We start from the raw sequence: 16,534 nt of genomic DNA, 5'->3' as shown, positions 1-16,534 counted from the left end.
TGCCCGCGATCACGCTGTCGAGCCCGGCCGCGCGACTGAAATTCCGGTGCGCGCCGTCCAGGCCGACTGGCGCAGGCCACTGATGCGGTTACCCGAGGAGCCTCGATGCCGTCCGCACGATTTCGGCGACGAACTCCTTGATCGTCGGGTGATTGCGCTCGCCGCGGCGATACGCGACGTAAATCTTGCGGCGAACCTCCGGCCTCAGCTTGACCCATGCCACGCCAGCCGGCGAGCGCAACACCCTGAGCCCCGGGGCGATCGACACCGAACAGCCGGCGGCCACCATCGCCTCGACCATCTCGGATCCGTGGCATCTGGCGTTGATCCGGGGCTCGTATCCGGCACGACGACACAAATCGGTGACGACGCTGCCGAACGTGCTCCAGGTCGATTCCATCGCCCAGGTTTCATCCCTGAGATCCGCGATGGTCAGCGAAGACCGCGTGCTCAATCGATGGTCGGCCGCGAGCGCCACGTACAACACATCCTCCGCCAGCGACACGATCTCGACACTCCCCCGGCTGTCGCCCGCCGCGATCGAGAGGTCGTCGATCAACGCGACGTCCGCTCGCCACGAGCGCAGTGCCGCGATCGCATCGATCGGCTCCAGTTCCTCGAGCGTGATCTCGAGACGCGGAAACGTCAGGCGCAGCGCCTTGACCGTATCGGGAAGCACGATCGACGCGATCGACGGGAAAGCAGCAACGCGCACTTCGCCCGCAATCTCACGCCGCAGCCCCGCCAGTTCCGAGCGCGCCTCGTCCAGCACGACCATCACCCGCTCCGCATGTCCCGCCAGCGCATGACCGGCCGGCGTCAGCCTGACCCCGCGGCCCGCCCGCTCCGTCAGCTTGACCCCCGCCTCGTCCTCCAGTTGCGCAATCTGCTGCGAAACCGCGGACGGCGTCAGGAACAGCGCGTCGGCAGCCGCAGCCATCGTGCCGCACCTCGCCAGCTCCAGAAGCGCTCGTAGTCGTCCGACGTCCAACGCTGCCTCCATGACGATCAATTGAACAGAATTTCTAATGTATTACTACAAAAACAATAAATATACGTAAGCAAATTTGTTGCCTAGAGTCGAACTTGACAGCCCCCCGGAATCACAGCCCCGGTAGCGGATGTGTCGCATCCGCATCCGGCCAAACGCGTCAACGACGTGCAACTTCCAAGGGTTAGTTATGTTCACCGTCCTTTTCAAGCGGATCGTCCGCTGGCTCGAGTTCGCCGAACAACGCCGAAGTGTCGAATATCTCGCGGGCGCCAGTGACCTGGCCGACCTGGAGCGTCGAATGCGCTCGCTGGAGCGATGACGTCGACAGGCAGGAGCACGGCGGCGGCATGAACCGGATGATCGACAGCGGATCGGCGGACCGCGTCAGTGGCGTGCGTTGCGCGCATCGAGGCCGCTGTCTGCGTCGATACGTCCCGCGTCAACAGGTCCGGCCGCCTCTTCGAAGCTTTCGTCGCACGGCAATTCTTCAACGCACCTCCCGCGTGTTGCAATTCCACACACGCCTCATTACACTACGCACACCGGATCATGAATATTGGATCCAATATTTATTAAAGCGGTGCAGCTTGCCCGCATCCGTCGCGGTCGAACGTCGGACGTTCGCCGGACCATTTCGCGTCCTGCAGTTCCGTTGTGCGTTACCGTTCCATTCCATCGCCAGAACCATAGACCTGAGAGGGTTGCATGCTGAACCAGAGCCGCCGCAACGAGCTTCGTGCCGAGATCGACAATCGCCTCGACGGGTATATCGAACGGATCTACGCGGAAATTCCCTATGCGACGCACCAGCGCGATGCGACGAACATCGACCTCGAGTACTACAAGCGTCACAGCATCGAGACGCCGATCCGGATCAAGCTGAAGCGCACGATCGATTCACTGGTCATTCATTACTTCACCAAGACGAATCCGCGCGCAGCCAAGGAATGGGCGAAGTACACCGACGATGAAATGCTGCACGGCCACATGTTCGCGAAGGACATCGAACGCCTGTGGGGGCTGTCGTTCGAAGAGGTAATGGCCCATCAGCCGCTGTTTGCCACGCAACTGCTCAACGGCTACTTCTACTTCCATCTGGAATACGAAGGCCCGATGGCTGCCATCGCCTCGGCTTACTTCCTCGAATACGTCACGGCCAAGACGCAACCGGTGTGGCTCGACAACCTGGAGCGTGCGCTGGGCAAGGAAGCGGTCACGGGTGCGCGCGCGCACGTCGCCGTCGACCTCAACGAGGATCACGACGGCTTCGTGTGGGACACGCTCATGCATACCGTTCGGACGGAAGACGACGTCGCACGTCTGAAGCAGCACATCGAGAACATCTATGGCCTGTTCTGCGCGTACCTCGAAGAGGTCTACCAGACAACCGTCGGTCGAAACGACGGGCCGCCCGCCGCATCGGTATCGCGCGCCGCGATCCGGCATGCGCTGGGCGCAACGGCATGAGCGTCACGTCCGAATTCACGACGACGCCCCTGGAAACTGCGCCGCTCCGGCGTCGACATGCCGAAATCCTGCGCCGGCCCGGCATGCCGGCGGCGCTGCCGGTGGTATCCGGCCGCGCCGCGGCCTTCCGGGCGCGGCTGCTTGAACGCGCGCTCCAATGGGTCGCCCGCCGCATCGTCCAGGGGATCGACGATCGCAGCGCCATCCGGTTCAAGGCGGTGCGCCGGCGTTCCGACTGGGATGCCATCCGCGGCCTGCGCCGGGACGTCTACGCCGCCACGATTCCCTATATGCTGACCGTCCTGGACGAAACGGGCGCGGACGAATACGACCACCGTTCGATCGTGTTCGGCGTGTGGCTGCACGGCCGCGCGGTGGCAACGGTCCGGTATACGCAATGGCCGTTCGAGGTCACGCGTTATGTATCGACAGCCACGCTCGCGAGCTCCGTGCCGCTGGAGGATTGCGACCGGACACTCGAGTTCTCCCGGCTGCTCATCGCGCCGAATGCGGGCGTGAATCGACTGATGCCTGCGCTCATCACCTACTCGGGCCTGACCATCCTATTCAACACGTCGTTCCGGCGTTACATCGGTTACGCCAAACTGGCCGTCGTTCGCAAGCTCAACCGTTTCCATTGCTCGACAGGGCCGCATACGTTCAGGATTCCAGAGCGCGGGGAGCACGAGTACGCGCTCGTGATCGGAGATTTTTTGACGGACGCGCGCCATTTCGTCAAGCGCACATTCAGGTTTGCACCTGTCGTCCACCTGTTGTCCCGCCTGCTGCCGAGGTCCTGAAGATGGATACCACCCAGCATCGGCCGTTCATGGACGGCAAATTCAAGGGTCTGCTGGACTCGATCAGGCACTCGCCGTATCCGCTCCACTACACGCTGCGCTGGCCGCTCTATTTCTATAGTCCGTCCGCACGCAACCGGTCAGGGCTCCGTCCGCTGCCCGCGCGGTTCGAGCATCCGGATGCGGCGAGCATCCCGGCTGGCGACACACTGCGCCTGCTGTTCGGCGGCGACATCATGGTGCTCAACGGCGATCGGCCACCATCGCTCTGTCCGGCGCTGCGCAAGCTGATCGGCGCGAGCGACCTGTTCGTCGCCAGCCTCGAAGCGCCGATCGGCGCGCACGACCCGCAACCCGGGATCCGCTATACGTTCAAGTTTCACATGCCGCTCGCATTCCTCCAGGCCATCCGGCAGCAAACGGATCTGCCGTTCGAGAAATGGGTGCTGACGACCGCCAACAATCACGCGGGCGATGTCGGTGCCGACGGGTTCGAGCAGTCGATGCGCACGCTGGAGGAGGTCGGCGTCCAGCATGTCGGCCTGACCGGTGGCGACGATCCCTATCGCACGATATCGGCCAAAGGCATGAACGTGGGCTTCGCCGCCTGGACACACTGGCTCAACCGCGACCTCGGCGCGGCCAGCGGCACGCTGACGACGCAGCACGGCATCGACGAGCGCTTTGCGCAGGCGACCAAGGATCGTGCAGGCATCGATTTCCTGGTCGGTCTTCCGCATTGGGAATACGAGTTCCAGCACTTCCCGCAGCGTTCGACGCGCCGCCTGGCGCAGCGTCTGCTCGGACAAGGTGCCGACTTGATCGTCGGCTCGCATCCTCACGTCCTGCAGCCGTACGAGAAGTCCGGAAACGGCTACTGCTTCTATTCGCTCGGCAACTTCTGCGGGCTCGGCATCGCGTGGCCGGCCAAGATCATTTCCCTGCTGGAAGTGCACCTGGCGCGGACCGGTGCCGACCAGGCGGCAAGAATCGTGCACTTCCAGTTCCATCACTTCTATCAAGTGCACAAGGAAGACGAGATCGAAATCGTCGCGTTCGACGACGTCCCTGAGCCGCAGCGCGCGCGCGCCGTCAAGCGGGTCGCACGCATCGTCGATCACACGGCCGTCGCCCGCCCGGCCGGGACGGATTGATCATGCGCCCGACCATTGCCACGATCCATCTCGACGCGCTCAGGCACAACCTCGAGGTCGCCCGGCACAAGGCCGGCCGGGCGCGCGTGATGGCCATGCTCAAGGCCAATGCGTACGGCCACGGCCTGCTCGCCTGCGCATCCGCACTGGCACAGGCCGACGGGTTCGGCGTGATCGAGCTCGACGCCGCGCTGGAACTGCGCAACTCGGGCTGGCGCAAGCCGATCCTGCTGCTCGACGGATACTATGAATCGCGCGAAATCCGGACCTTCTTCGACGACGACCTGACACCGACGCTGCACTGCCAGGAGCAGATCGACATGCTCGCGGCGTTCCCCGCGTCCGGCCGGCTCGAGGTGTTCCTGAAGATCAACAGCGGGATGAACCGGCTGGGCTTCGATGTCGCCGTCGTGCCTGCCGTGCTCGAGCAGCTGCGGGCGATCCGCTGCGTCTCGCGGATCGTCTTCATGACCCACTTCGGCTGCGCGGACGGCGAGCGCGGCATCGGATTCCAGACGGACCGGCTGGCGCGCATCGCCGTCACGCCCGATGCATGGTCGATGGCCAATTCCGCTGCGCTGATAGCCCATCCGCAGGCGGGCGACGACATCGTGCGCCCGGGCATCATGCTCTATGGCTCGACGCCGCTGGAAGGCAAAAGCGCGGACATGCTCGACCTCGCCCCCGCCATGACACTCGAATCGCGGATCATCGGCGTGCAAACGCTGTCGCGCGGCGAGGTCGTCGGATACGGCGCCACCTACCAGTGTCCGTCGCCGATGCGCATCGGGATCGTCGCGTGCGGCTACGGCGACGGCTATCCGCGCCACGCCGGCACCGGCGCACCGGTGGGTGTCGACGGCAGGATCGCGAGGACGGTCGGCCGGATTTCGATGGACAAGCTCGCGATCGACATCACGCACCTGCCGGACGCGCGGGTCGGCACACGGGTCGAACTCTGGGGGAAAAGCGTATCCGTGGATCGCGTGGCCGAACACGCGGGAACGAGCGGATACGAACTGCTGAGCGCCGTCACGGCACGCGTGCCTCGCGTTACGTCGGACACCGGACCACGCGACACGTACCGCCCCGCGATCGCCACCTACTGCCACTGACCGATTTCCATGATCTCTTTCGACGAATACCGTGGCCATGACGCGGTCGGGCTCGCCCGGCTCGTTGCATCAGGAGAACTGCAGGCGTCGGAGTTGCTCGACGCCGCCATCAGCCGGGCCGATGAAGTCAACGGAAAGCTGAATGCGATCGTCACGCCCATGCACGCGCTCGCGCGCGAACGCGCACAAGGCAAACGGCATGGCCCGCTCGCGGGGGTGCCGTTCCTGCTCAAAGACCTGCGGCAGGACTACGCGGGCGTCGTCACGACCAACGGCTGCAAGGCGTTGAAAGCGGGCGGGCGCAAGGCCCAGGCGCATTCGTCCATCACGGCGCGATGGCTCGACGCAGGTCTCGTCGTAATGGGCAAGACCAATACGTCCGAATTCGGCGCGAAAGGCACGACGGAGCCGGATGCATGGGGGCCGACCCGCAACCCGTGGGACACCACCCTGTCGGCGGGCGGATCGTCCGGCGGCGCCTGTGCGGCGGTCTCGGCGGGCATCGTGCCGGTCGCCGGCGCCAGCGATGCGGGCGGCTCGATCCGCATTCCCGCGTCCTACTGCGGGTTGTTCGGCCTCAAGCCGGGCCGCGGACGCACCCCGATGGGGCCCGCGGTCGCCGAGATCATGCACGGCGCTGCCGCGCAGCACGTCGTGTCGCGATCCGTGCGGGACAGTGCCGCGTGCCTCGACGCAACACACGGCCACGAGCCGAACTCGCCGTTCCGGATCGCCGCGCCGGAGCGCCCCTATCGCGACGAGATCGAACGCGACTGCGAGCCGTTGCGAATCGCCTTGAGCCACCGGTCGTCCGTCACATCGTTCGTCGACGCGGAAGCCGTACGCGCCGTCGAGCAGGCGGGCGAGCTGCTGCAGACGCTCGGCCATCATGTCGAATGGGCCGAACCGCACATCGACGGCGCGCAGATGGGGCGCGACTTCACGAACATCTGGTTTGCCTATTGCGCGTCGATGGTGCGCCAGATCAAACGTGAGCTGGGCGCGGACGACACCGGCTTCGAGCCCGACACGCTCATCATGGCGGCCTTTGGGCGTGCGATGCCTGCGACCGACTACGTCGAGAGCTACATGCGGCTGAACGAGTATTCGCGCGCGCTCGGCGAATTCCATCAGCGCTACGACGTCCTGATCACGCCGACGGTTGCAATGCAGGCTCCGCGCATCGGCGAGCTCGCGACACCGCGTTCGCAGCAACGGCTCCTCAAGGCGCTCGACATGCTGGGACTGACACGCGCCGTGTTGCATTCCGCGATCGTGCGACGCGTCGTGCTGAAAAACCTCGCGCGCGTGCCCTACACGCAACTCGCGAATCTGACGGGCGTGCCGTCCATGTCGGTACCGCTGCACTGGGGCGACGATCAACTGCCGTGGGGCGTGCAGTTCGTCGCGTCGCACGGCACCGAGGGCATGCTGTTCAGGCTTGCCGCACAACTGGAGCGCGCGAAACCCTGGTTCGACCGCGTGCCCGTCCTGTAAATACCGTTGCGACGGAGCAAATCATGAAGACGAACGAATCCCGCGGGCTCGCGCTCGGCACCCTCGGCATGCTCATTTTCAGCCTGACGCTGCCCATGACGCATATCGTGGTGGCGGAAATGAACCCGTTCCTCAATGGACTCGGGCGGGCGGAAGTGGCGGCCGTCCTGGCCGCGGCAGTGCTCTGGTTCCGGCGGGCCCCAATCCCGACCCATCGCCAGTTCGGCACGCTGGTCGTCGCCGCGCTCGGTGTCGTGGTCGGTTTCCCGGTCCTGTCGGCAGTGGCCATGCATTTCGTCCCGTCGGCACACGGCGCCATGATCAACGGCCTGATGCCGTTCGCCGTCGCGGCCTACGCGTATCTGTTCGGTGGCGAACGACCCTCCGCCGGCTTCTGGGCATGTGCGGCCGCCGGCAGCGCAATCGTCCTGTTCTATGCGATGGTCGATGGAGGGGGCGCGCTGGCTGCCGGCGATCTGCTCATGGTCGGCGCCGTCGTCGTGGGTGGGCTCGGCTATGCCGCAGGGGGCAAGCTCGCGCGCGAGCTGGGCGGCTGGCAAGTGATCTGCTGGTCGCTCGTCATCGCGGCACCGGTGCTGGCGTTCCCGACCGGCTGGCTGCTGATGCACCACTGGCATCCGCTCAGCAAGGGCGCATGGCTTGCCTTTGCCTACGTTGCCATCGGCTCCCAGTTCCTCGGCTTCTTCGCGTGGTACGCGGGTCTCGGGATTGGCGGCGTCGCGCGCGTCGGACAGGTCCAGTTGCTCCAGGCCTTCGTGACGATCGGCCTGTCCGCCCTGCTGTTCGGCGAACGCATTCCGCCGATCGCGTGGCCGTGCGCGCTGGCCGTCGCCGTGACCGTTCTCCTCGGCAAGCGCATGGTCATCCACATCCGCCCGGCGCAGCGGACGAGCTGAGCGCGCCGGGGCCGCGCTTGCACGGCCTCCCGGCAACGTGTATCGTCCGAGTCGTCAATTTGAGGATGTTGGATCCAGGCAACATGCAAACCCCTTCCAAAGAGGATGATCGACGGCTCGTCGTCAATCCGCGCGGGTATACCACCGCAACCGAATTCGCCGCGCAAACCATCAGGCAGCATATCCTCGATGGCACACTGGCCGACGGCACGCCGCTGCGCCAGGATGAACTGGCCGCACAGCTGCAGTTGAGCCGCATGCCGGTCCGCGAAGCGTTGCGGCTGCTGGAGGTGGAGGGGTTGGTCGACTTTCAGCCGCGCAAGGGCGCCATTGTCGCGTCGCTGTCTCCCGACGACATCATGGAAATCTACGAGCTTCGGGCGCAGCTCGAGCCGTACGCATTGCGCGTCTCGCTGCCTCACCTTTCCGCTGAAGCGCTGGCGCATGCCGAGAAGCTGCAACGGGACATCGAAACCCACCCCGATCCCGTACAGACAGGCGCCCTCAATCTGGAATTTCATCTCACGCTGTATTCGGGCGTCGAGCGCAAGCGAACCATGGCGTTCCTCGCGTCGCTGAGCCTGAGCGTGGATCGCTACCTGCGCCTGCTGATGAGCCAGTTGGGATATGCGGGCAAATCGAACAAGGAACACCGCACCCTGCTCCGACTGTGCCGCAAGGGCGACGTCGACACCGCGTGCGATCTGCTGCGCCAGCACCTGATCGAAGGCGGCACCGCGCTTGCCGATTTCGTACGGCAGCGCCAGGCCGGAGATTCGCGGCGCGCATAGCGCGCGCCGCATCGCAGGTCCGTTGCGCTCAGCGGCAACCGCTGTCCAGTGCTTGCATGAGGTCCCGCGCCAGATCCGCGGGATCCTCCATCCCCACGTAGAGGCGCAGATACGCGGCATCGCGCGGCGCGACAGGAAACTGGCGCTCCCGGTTCGGCGCGACCACATTCACGAGGCTCGTGTCGCCGCCCCAGCCGTAGCCGTGGCGAAACATCCGGAAGCGCAGCAACAGCGCGCGCACGTCGTCGGCGCCCGCCACGGGGCAACGCACGGTCAGCAGGCTGTTCGCGCCGCGAAAATCCCGCTCCCAGAGACTTTTCTGGCCAAATGCGCGATGTGCCGGATGGAACACGTGCTCGTCGCCGACCCTGTCGGCGATCAGGGGCAGCAGGTGCATTGCCGTCGCCGACTGATGCACGAGACGCAGACGCAGGTTCGGCAACCCTGCAGCGATTCGTGCCGCGGCGTCAGGCGAAATCGTCGCGCCGACGAGCGCACCGAAATTCGCGCATTCGGCGTGCAGCGCGGCATCGTTCGTCAGCACGGCGCCGCCCGATACCCCCATGGGCGCGCCGTGATATTTCGACAGCGACAGCACGACGCAGTCCACCAGCCCGGTGCGAAAGCCGTTGAAAAGCGTCGATGCCGACCACGTGTTGTCGAGCACCGTGACGATGCCGCGCGTGCGGCATAGACTCGCCATCGCGGCAACATCCTGGATTTCGAACAACATCGAGCCGGGCGATTCGAAGAATACGGCCTTCGTCTGCGGCGACAACCGTGCCTCGAAGGCCGCCACGTCCGTTGCCGGAAAATAGCGAATCGATACGCCTGCCCGCGCGCAGACCTGATCGAACATCCAGCGCGTGGTATACGTCACGCTGTCGGTCACGAGCACCTCGTCGCCGGCGCGGGCGACCACCGACATGACCGCGTGAATCGCGGCCTGCCCCGACGGGAAGAGCGTGCAGTGCCCTGCGTCCTCCAGCATGCACAGATTGTCGGCCAGCGCAAACGTCGTCGGAGTCCCCACCGGACCATAGTAAAACGTGTCCGCCAGTCCCTCGGACTGCCGGATCAGCGACGCCTTGTCGATCGGCAGCATGCGATCGGGCGAATCGAACAGCACGGTCGTCGCCCGGACGGATTGCGGTACCGGCAGCATGACGCCGTCATACAACCGGACGCAGTTGCGATCGACAAGCCGCGTGGCGGGTCGCAAATGCTCGCTCATTGCAACACCTCGCCTGCGTTGCCGGCCGCAGCATGCGCTCGCATGCATGTGGGTTCCCGCGCGAAGTGCGGCATCATGTCGACGACTTCGCGTACTTCATCCACCGTCGGCGCGCCGACACCCTTCAACGGATATCGCTCGGACGCTTCGCCAAAATGGCGGAACAGTTCGAGCAGCTCGCCCTCCGGCGTCGGCCAGTCCAGATACTCGTAGTTCGCGCCCTCGTCGTAGCCCTGCAGCGGATGCTGAACGGCCCAGTTGAAGCTGACCGGATGCGGTGCGCCATAGGCAGCGCGCAACCCGATCAGCTCCTCGAGCAACATGCGCCGGTTCTCGCGCGATTCGCCCAGCCCGAAGAGAATGGCGCCGCCGCAGCGGATGTCCGCCTCGCGAAGAAAGGACAGCGCATCCACGATGCGGTCCAGCCACTTCCTCTGGCCACGCGTATCCTTGCTCATTCCACCGATCTCCGCGGGCACCAGGGTCTCGATCCCGACGAACAGGTAGCGCAGCCCCACGCGCCGAAGACGCAGCAGCGCCTCCTTGCGCGCCAGGATGAGATCGATCGTCAATTGCGCGCCGAAATGAAGATCGAGCGGCGCCTGCTCGAGACGGGCCGCCAGACCCTCGAGCAGCTTTGCGCTCCCGCCGAGCAGCACGGAATCCTCCACGAACGCGCTCGCCCCGAACAGCGGATGATCGCCTCGCACGACCGCCACGGTATCCGCCAGTTGCCGGTAGAGACGGTCCGCGCTGTTGCGCAGGTCACGCGGCTGCCCCGTCACGACGCTCGACTCGCTGCAGAACGCGCAACCGTAAATGCAGCCTCGTCCCGTGTCGCTGCTGACGTGCGCGGTCAGGCGGCCATCGAACACGTCGAACGCGCTCGAAAGCCCGAATGCGTGCACCGGCGAAGGCAGCTCGCGATAGTCGAAAGGCAGTCGCGCGCTGATGCCGACATGGATCTTGTCTTCGTCCCGGCAGCCGGCGATCCAGTCTCCCGGCGTGGCGCGTTGCTCGAGCATTCGAACGAACGCCATGGCCTGGGCGGGCAGATCGCCGCGCGCCTGCGCCACGCATTCGCCCAGCTCGGCGATCACGTATTCCCCGTCACCCGACACGACCAGGTCGAAGACCGGCGGGATCTTTCCTTGCGCCATCAATCGCAACGGCGATCCGGGATGATGTCGCACCTGGCTGCGGTGGCGCATCGACGGATCCGCGGCATACAGGGTCTCGCATGCGTGGCGCCCGCCCAGCACCACGAGCGCATCGGTGCCCAATACGCGCTTGGCGATTCGTGCACACTCGATCGCGCCACGCATGCATATCGTCATCGCACCGATCAGGACGAAATTCGGCCGCTCCTGCTTCAGCAATGCCTCGAACCGCGGCAGTTCGTCGGCCGATTCCATCAGCATGCAGGTTGCGCGCCGCAAGGCGCGCGAGCCGCGCCAGTTGCTGTCGGCCCAGGCCGACGATGCGTCTTCCGTACGCGCCGCGGCGAGCCTGCACGCGTTGTACAGGCTCGCCGGATCCCGGCTGCTCAGTGTGGACTCGCCTTTCCCGCTGCCCGGCGACTCGGGCGCCGCGACGGCAACAACTCTCAGGCTCGGCAAAGTGTATGAACCCTCGTGCGTGTAACTGGCCGGCTCGGTGCCTTGCCCGGCGCCGGCCGATTTTCTTGGAGTCCGGAGCCGGCCGCGACCTGCGTCGCCGCCGGCTCCCCGGCTTGCGTTACATCTTGACTTCGTCGAGAAACACCTTCTTGCCGCTTCGATAGCCGTACAACGAGATCACGCCGTGCTTCAGGTCACCCTTCGAGTCGAAGGCCGTCGTGCCGATCACGCCCGCATAGTTCGTTGCCGGCATCGCGGCGAGGATCTTCGCCGGAGCGGTGGAATTGGCGCGTTTCATCGCATCGACGATGATGTATACGGCGTCGTAGGCAAACGGCGCATCGAACTTGATCGGCTGGCCGAATCGATTCTGATACTTGGTCAGGAAGGCCGCGCCGCCCGGCATCTTTTCGAGCGATGCGCCAGCCTGCGAACACACGACGTTGGCCGCCGCCTCACCCGCGAGCTCGGACAGTTGCTCGGTACACACGCCGTCGCCTGCGACGATCTTCGCGCGCAGACCGAGCTGCCTTGCCTGCTTGGCGAACGGGCCGCCCGTCGCGTCCATCCCGCCGTACATGATCGCGTCCGGATTCTCACCCTTGATCTTGGTCAGGATCGCGCGGAAGTCGACCGCCTTGTCGTTCGTCGCATCGTGCGACACGACCTTCAGGCCCAGCGTCTTCGCCTTCTTCTCGAATTCGTTCGCGAGACTCTGGCCGTACGCGGTCGAATCGTCGACCACGGCAACGCTCTTGAAACCCTTCGACTGCGCGTAGTTGGCAAGCGCGGGCCCCTGCTGTGCATCGGTCGCCACGACCCGATAAGTCGTCTTGAAGCCCTGCAACGTGTATGCGGGGTTGGTCGCCGAAGGCGTGATCTGCACGACGCCGGCGTCGCTGTAGATTCTCGACGCCGGAATCGACGTGCCGGAGTTCAGGTGGCCGACCACCGCGACGACCTTGTCGTCGACGAGCTTCTGCGCGATCTGCGTGGCCTGACGCGGGTCGGCCGCGTCGTCCTGTGCATCGAGTTGCAGCGTGATCTTCTGCCCACCGATGACGAGCCCCTTCGCGTTGACCTCCTCGACAGCGAGGCGCGCGCCGTTTTCATTGTCCTTGCCCAGATGCGCGATGCCGCCCGTCAGCGGTTCGACGCTGCCGATCTTCACGACCTGATCCGCCATCGCGTCCGCCGCGGCGACCGCCGCGAGGATCGCCGCAGCGCCAAGCATCGTCATCTGGCGCATTTCGATTCGTTTTTCCTGCTTCATTTGAACAATTCCAGCGATGAGAAATGGGATATCTTGATGATTCAGTCCGGTCCGATGCGATCGTCAGGCCGGTACCGATTGCTCGCGAGCCGATTCGAACAACGGAGCAAACGTGTCGACGATGATCGACAGCGCAGCGTCGCTGCTGGCCTGGTCGAGCGGCGCGTTGAATTCCGCCACCTCGAACCCTGCGAGCTGCTCTGCCGGAATCGCCGCAAAGATCGCGCGGAGCTGCGCCGGCAGCAGGCCGTCCGGCACCGCATAGTCGGCCGGTACGTAACCCGGCTCGAGCACGTCCCAGTCGACATGAATCCAGACCGGCGCGCCGTCGACGGCGGCCAGCACTGCCTGCGGCGTAGCCTCGGCCGGCGGGATGATCCGGACGCCCGCCCGTCGCAGCAATTCGCGCTCTGCATCGTCGATATCGCGTGCCCCGACCAGCACGACCTGCTCGGGGCGCAGGCCGGCGCCGTGACCGCTTTCCCACAGCCCGCATGCACCAGCCAGCACCATGCCGCCGAGGTAGCCCGTACCGGTCGTCTCCGGCGTATTGAAGTCACCGTGCGCGTCGATCCACAGGACGACCGCGTCCGGGTGGTGACGTGCCGCGACCGGCAGCGACGCGAGGCTGGCGGAGCAGGTGTTCGACACCAGCACCGGACGGTTGCCTCGCTTGATGCTCGCGTCGATCGCGTGCGACAGCCCGGCGAGCGTTTCATTCGCCTGCGGCAGGCTGACGCGCCAGTCGTCGACAGCGGGCGGCGACGGCTGCCCGATGGATTGGCTTCCGATACCGTAACGACGCTCGAATGCCTGCGCGGTGCGTGCGGCCCCTACGATCGTCCGTGCGGTCTTGTCGGCCACACGCCCCTGGGAAACGATTAGATCGACTTTCATGGCTCATGCCCTCGAAAAGTGATTGAACTGCGAATGGTTCGGATTCAGGATTTCAGCAACGCTTCCAGCACCCGGGCAAACCGGATGGCCCCACCTTCGGCGAAAGGCAGGGAAAGCGACGGTTCGCAAATGTCCAGTTCCAGCAGCATCGGCTTGCCGTCGTCGTCGCGGATCAGGTCGACGCGGGCGTAGAGGAGCGGACGATCGAGCCCCAGGCATGCCACCGTCGCGTCGAGAATCTCGCGCGCGACAGCCTGCTCGTCGTCGTCGGCCACGCGGGCCGACCGGAACTCGGGCGTCGGTCCGTTGACCGTGCCGTCCGGCATGAGCAGTGCACCCTTGCGGATCGCATGGCTGTACTCGTGGTTGTAGAAAACCATGTCGGTCTCGCCGCGACGATCGACCGATGCGAGGTAAGGTTGCAGGATCACGCTGCGCCCTTCGGCGAGCAGCCTCTCGACATGCTCGACCGCCTCCGGCATCAATGCCTTTGCATAACGCTTGACGTTCTTCGAGTACGAACCGATCGTCGGCTTGACGACGAACTCATCCACATGCGGATAGGCGCGCACGAACGCCTGCAGCGCCTCTGCCGCCGACCCGCCCGGTTCGACGAAGCGGCTCGGCACGACCGGGACGCCGCGCGACGCGAGATCGGCCAGATAGTGCTTGTCGGTTGCCCAGCGTGCCACTGACAGCGGGTTCACGAGGTTCGTGACCGCCGCGACGCGCTCGCACCACGCAATGAATTCGTCCCGACGTTCCGTGTAATCCCACGTCGACCGCAAGACGACATAGGCGTAGCGTGACCAGTCGATCGACGGGTCGTCCCATGCGCAGACCGTGGCGTCCAGATCGAGGGCGCGGCAGGCGGCCAGCAGCAAGGGCATGTCGTCGTCGTTCGGAAGGTCGGTGATCGACGTTGCCAGCGCAAGATTCTTCATGAATCGATTCCAGTGTTGAGTTGACGGGCGCAACGACGCGCGGCGCGGCCGCGCTTGAACCGCGGCGCCCTACGTGTCGAGATGGCCTTCGAAAACGAATGCGGCAGGTCCGGTCATCGTGACTGGCTCGGTCGGGCTCGGCCATGCGACATGAAGATCGCCGCCGGGCATCGAGACGCACGCCTGTCGATCGATACGTCCCATGCGCATCAGTACCGCGGCGGCCGCACACGCACCGCTGCCGCATGCGAGGGTTTCTCCCGCGCCGAATTCGTACACGCGCAGGCGAACGAGATCGCGCGACACGATTTCCACGAACCCCACGTTGACGGACTGCGGGAACCTGTCCGAGCCCTGCAGCAGCCGGCCGATCCGGTCCACGGGCGCCGCCTCGATGTCATCGACCTCGATCACGGCATGCGGGTTGCCCATCGATGCCCCCGCGAACCGGACGCGCGTTCCGTCCTCGAACGCCATGTCGTACCACGATTGCTCGCCCCCGAATCCCAGCATCGGGACCTGTTCCGGCTCGAATCGCGGGACGCCCAGCGTGACGCGGAATGTCCGCTCGCCCAGTACGTCGATCTCGTGCGTTCCGCTCGGACTGTCGAGCGCGAAACGCGGCCCTCGCGCGAGGCCGGCACGGACGGCCCAGGCGGCAACGCAGCGGGCGCCGTTTCCGCACAGCGTCGACGGCAAGCCTTCTCCGGTCCAGATGCGGAACGACGCCGCGGCTGTCTCGCTGCGGGGCGCCTCGACTCCGAGAATCAGGTCGCAGCCGATGCCTCGATGGCGATCGGCCAGCATGCGGCACAATTCAGGTGACGGCGCCTCGGCGCCTCGCAGGTCGAGCACGACAAAATCGTTGCCTGCACCATGCATCTTGCTGAAACGTAATGTGTGTGGAAGCAACGAATTTTCCTTGGCAAGTGTGATCGCGGCAAACCGTCCCGGATTCGACCGGGGCGGCGCCCAGGGCCGCCCGCATCGCGCTTTCCGCGCGACACGACGGGCGTTCGACGACGCGCATCGGCTACCAGGGCACCGGCTCTCCCATGTGAACGTACCGTCCACTCGGCCCGTCCTGATCGATCAGCGCCATCGCGACACTGGTGCTCGCGCCGGCCTCCACCTCGATCGCGCCATCGCCATCGTTCATGTCGGTCCGGGTATAGCCGGGATGCACCGCGTTGACCTTGACCGGTGTGTCACGCAGCTCGAAGGCCAGGTGTACCGTCCACGAATTGACCGCACTCTTCGACGCGCTGTAGGCCGGAAGCGACTTGAATTTCTCGCTGTACGCATACGAATCCGGATCGCTGTGCGTGCCCAGCGACGCAAGAAGGCTCGACACGTTGACGATGCGGCCCGCCGCGGACTTCCGGATCAGCGGCAGAAACGCCTGCGTGACCGCGACGATACCGAACAGATTGGTCTCGAACGTTTCGCGCCACTGATGCAGCGGCTGCTCCGATGGTTGCTTGCCGTACTCCTCGATCCGGATTCCGGCGTTATTGACCAGGATGTCGAGTCGGCCATATTCGCGCTCGACGGCCGCCGCCGCATGCGTGACGCTGGTCGCATCGGTCACGTCGAGCTGGCACCCGACAACATCATGTCCTGCGTCGCGCAGCCGGCGTGCCGCTTCATCGGCCCTGCCGCGATCACGGCCTGCGAGCAGCACGCGGACGCCCTTCGCACCAAGTTGACGGGCCGTCTCAAGCCCGATGCCACGCGTTGCGCCCGTGACGAGGGCAATCCTGGAAAACTGGTTTGACATATCGCGCTACCCAATATAATTTTGCATGCCGAAATGCTTCGATCGATTGGCA

Annotated in this window: 16 protein-coding genes; 8 read left to right on the top strand and 8 right to left on the bottom strand. The window is 65.2% G+C overall.

What is annotated here, in order from left to right:
• Window positions 1-88: 88 nt before the first annotated feature.
• A complete protein-coding gene (locus tag HWX36_RS10725; protein ID WP_279613385.1) occupies window positions 89-1,003 on the bottom strand; it encodes a LysR family transcriptional regulator in 915 nt (304 codons plus the stop codon).
• 178 nt (window positions 1,004-1,181) lie between these two features.
• Here HWX36_RS10725 and HWX36_RS10720 point away from each other — a divergent pair, with 178 nt between their 5' ends.
• The 8 genes from HWX36_RS10720 to HWX36_RS10685 all read left to right on the top strand — a co-directional run bounded on the left by HWX36_RS10720 (window position 1,182) and on the right by HWX36_RS10685 (window position 8,735).
• The gene (locus HWX36_RS10720) at window positions 1,182-1,313 is read left to right on the top strand and encodes a DUF3563 family protein (protein ID WP_175952065.1); all 132 of its coding nucleotides are present in this window, start codon (window positions 1,182-1,184) and stop codon (window positions 1,311-1,313) included.
• A 386-nt stretch (window positions 1,314-1,699) separates the two neighbouring features.
• Window positions 1,700-2,461, top strand: a complete 762-nt coding sequence (locus HWX36_RS10715; protein WP_175952064.1) for a hypothetical protein — start codon at window positions 1,700-1,702, stop codon at window positions 2,459-2,461.
• The gene (locus HWX36_RS10710; RefSeq protein ID WP_175952063.1) at window positions 2,458-3,261 is read left to right on the top strand and encodes a hypothetical protein; all 804 of its coding nucleotides are present in this window, start codon (window positions 2,458-2,460) and stop codon (window positions 3,259-3,261) included. Before HWX36_RS10715 ends, HWX36_RS10710 begins: the two co-directional genes overlap by 4 nt.
• 2 nt (window positions 3,262-3,263) lie before the next feature.
• Window positions 3,264-4,415 (top strand): CapA family protein, encoded by a 1,152-nt coding sequence (locus tag HWX36_RS10705; RefSeq protein ID WP_175952062.1) that lies wholly within the window; start codon window positions 3,264-3,266, stop codon window positions 4,413-4,415.
• On the top strand, window positions 4,415-5,530 hold the full coding sequence (alr, locus tag HWX36_RS10700) for an alanine racemase (RefSeq protein ID WP_175952186.1): 1,116 nt from the start codon (window positions 4,415-4,417) through the stop codon (window positions 5,528-5,530). Before HWX36_RS10705 ends, alr begins: the two co-directional genes overlap by 1 nt.
• 9 nt (window positions 5,531-5,539) lie before the next feature.
• Complete coding sequence (locus HWX36_RS10695; RefSeq protein WP_208457797.1) at window positions 5,540-7,027, top strand: amidase; 1,488 nt, start codon at window positions 5,540-5,542, stop codon at window positions 7,025-7,027.
• Between the two features lie 23 nt (window positions 7,028-7,050).
• Window positions 7,051-7,944 (top strand): DMT family transporter, encoded by an 894-nt coding sequence (locus tag HWX36_RS10690; protein WP_175952061.1) that lies wholly within the window; start codon window positions 7,051-7,053, stop codon window positions 7,942-7,944.
• Between the two features lie 83 nt (window positions 7,945-8,027).
• A complete protein-coding gene (locus tag HWX36_RS10685) occupies window positions 8,028-8,735 on the top strand; it encodes a GntR family transcriptional regulator (protein ID WP_175952060.1) in 708 nt (235 codons plus the stop codon).
• A gap of 28 nt (window positions 8,736-8,763) precedes the next feature.
• Here HWX36_RS10685 and HWX36_RS10680 read toward each other — a convergent pair whose 3' ends face one another.
• The 7 genes from HWX36_RS10680 to HWX36_RS10650 form a co-directional block, all read right to left on the bottom strand.
• Window positions 8,764-9,900: an aminotransferase class I/II-fold pyridoxal phosphate-dependent enzyme gene (locus tag HWX36_RS10680; RefSeq protein ID WP_175952059.1), complete on the bottom strand. Its 1,137-nt coding sequence runs from the start codon at window positions 9,898-9,900 to the stop codon at window positions 8,764-8,766.
• Between the two features lie 65 nt (window positions 9,901-9,965).
• Window positions 9,966-11,588 carry a B12-binding domain/radical SAM domain-containing protein gene (locus tag HWX36_RS10675; protein WP_175952058.1) on the bottom strand — a complete coding sequence of 541 codons (1,623 nt, stop codon included), beginning with the start codon at window positions 11,586-11,588 and terminating at the stop codon, window positions 9,966-9,968.
• 118 nt (window positions 11,589-11,706) lie between these two features.
• On the bottom strand, window positions 11,707-12,861 hold the full coding sequence (locus HWX36_RS10670) for a branched-chain amino acid ABC transporter substrate-binding protein (protein WP_175952057.1): 1,155 nt from the start codon (window positions 12,859-12,861) through the stop codon (window positions 11,707-11,709).
• Window positions 12,862-12,924: 63 nt separating this feature from the next.
• A complete protein-coding gene (locus HWX36_RS10665; RefSeq protein WP_175952056.1) occupies window positions 12,925-13,758 on the bottom strand; it encodes an arginase family protein in 834 nt (277 codons plus the stop codon).
• 44 nt (window positions 13,759-13,802) lie between these two features.
• Complete coding sequence (locus HWX36_RS10660; protein WP_175952055.1) at window positions 13,803-14,702, bottom strand: hypothetical protein; 900 nt, start codon at window positions 14,700-14,702, stop codon at window positions 13,803-13,805.
• Between the two features lie 69 nt (window positions 14,703-14,771).
• Complete coding sequence (dapF, locus tag HWX36_RS10655; protein ID WP_208457796.1) at window positions 14,772-15,776, bottom strand: diaminopimelate epimerase; 1,005 nt, start codon at window positions 15,774-15,776, stop codon at window positions 14,772-14,774.
• Window positions 15,736-16,482: an SDR family oxidoreductase gene (locus tag HWX36_RS10650; protein ID WP_175952054.1), complete on the bottom strand. Its 747-nt coding sequence runs from the start codon at window positions 16,480-16,482 to the stop codon at window positions 15,736-15,738. The genes dapF and HWX36_RS10650 overlap by 41 nt, the downstream gene beginning before the upstream one ends.
• Window positions 16,483-16,534 lie beyond the last annotated feature (52 nt).

The organism is Burkholderia sp. BCC0405 (assembly GCF_902833075.1).
Taxonomy (GTDB): domain Bacteria; phylum Pseudomonadota; class Gammaproteobacteria; order Burkholderiales; family Burkholderiaceae; genus Burkholderia.
Note: the sequence above shows the minus strand (reverse complement) of the source record. Positions and strands in the feature narration are given on the sequence as shown.

Coding starts and splice junctions, on each gene's coding strand:
- HWX36_RS10725 (WP_279613385.1), bottom strand. CDS start 1,003: ATGGAGGCAGCGTTGGACGTCGGACGACTACGAGCGCTTCTGGAGCTG.
- HWX36_RS10720 (WP_175952065.1), top strand. CDS start 1,182: ATGTTCACCGTCCTTTTCAAGCGGATCGTCCGCTGGCTCGAGTTCGCC.
- HWX36_RS10715 (WP_175952064.1), top strand. CDS start 1,700: ATGCTGAACCAGAGCCGCCGCAACGAGCTTCGTGCCGAGATCGACAAT.
- HWX36_RS10710 (WP_175952063.1), top strand. CDS start 2,458: ATGAGCGTCACGTCCGAATTCACGACGACGCCCCTGGAAACTGCGCCG.
- HWX36_RS10705 (WP_175952062.1), top strand. CDS start 3,264: ATGGATACCACCCAGCATCGGCCGTTCATGGACGGCAAATTCAAGGGT.
- HWX36_RS10695 (WP_208457797.1), top strand. CDS start 5,540: ATGATCTCTTTCGACGAATACCGTGGCCATGACGCGGTCGGGCTCGCC.
- HWX36_RS10690 (WP_175952061.1), top strand. CDS start 7,051: ATGAAGACGAACGAATCCCGCGGGCTCGCGCTCGGCACCCTCGGCATG.
- HWX36_RS10685 (WP_175952060.1), top strand. CDS start 8,028: ATGCAAACCCCTTCCAAAGAGGATGATCGACGGCTCGTCGTCAATCCG.
- HWX36_RS10680 (WP_175952059.1), bottom strand. CDS start 9,900: ATGCTGCCGGTACCGCAATCCGTCCGGGCGACGACCGTGCTGTTCGAT.
- HWX36_RS10670 (WP_175952057.1), bottom strand. CDS start 12,861: ATGAAGCAGGAAAAACGAATCGAAATGCGCCAGATGACGATGCTTGGC.
- HWX36_RS10665 (WP_175952056.1), bottom strand. CDS start 13,758: ATGAAAGTCGATCTAATCGTTTCCCAGGGGCGTGTGGCCGACAAGACC.
- HWX36_RS10660 (WP_175952055.1), bottom strand. CDS start 14,702: ATGAAGAATCTTGCGCTGGCAACGTCGATCACCGACCTTCCGAACGAC.
- HWX36_RS10650 (WP_175952054.1), bottom strand. CDS start 16,482: ATGTCAAACCAGTTTTCCAGGATTGCCCTCGTCACGGGCGCAACGCGT.